The organism is Lentimicrobium sp. S6 (assembly GCF_013166635.1).
Taxonomy (GTDB): Bacteria; Bacteroidota; Bacteroidia; order Bacteroidales; family UBA12170; genus UBA12170.
The window spans coordinates 1-356 of sequence record NZ_JABKBZ010000305.1 but is presented as its reverse complement, the minus strand read 5'-3'; the positions used below and the strand labels follow the sequence as shown (position 1 = coordinate 356).

1 pseudogene is annotated in these 356 nt (G+C 29.5%); it reads left to right on the top strand.

Annotated elements, in window-relative coordinates:
• Positions 1-171 precede the first annotated feature (171 nt).
• Positions 172-356: pseudogene (locus tag HNS40_RS22825) on the top strand (transposase); the annotation flags it as partial.

Below are 356 nucleotides of genomic sequence, written 5' to 3'. Positions count from 1 at the left end.
GAGGTTTTGTAACACTTTTCCAAAAAGTGTTGAAGAGAAATATATTATCATGCTTTTTCAGATTAAATGAACCATTTGAGTAATATATTTATTAATAATAGCTTCCTAAATTAACAAGAGAAAAAAATGACTAGATTGTCCATCCCCCAGAAAAACACGTTGATCCGTGTTAATGGTAAGTGGCATACAATACTTTCAACAAATACAAACCTTAGTTTTATAGAGATATTTGAAATCTATAGCATTAGATGGACTATTGAAGTCTTTTTTAAGGAGGTTAAACAATTATTCAAATTAGGCACCTGTCAGTCTACGAATTTTGATGTCCAAATAGCCCAAACTACTATTATTATGAT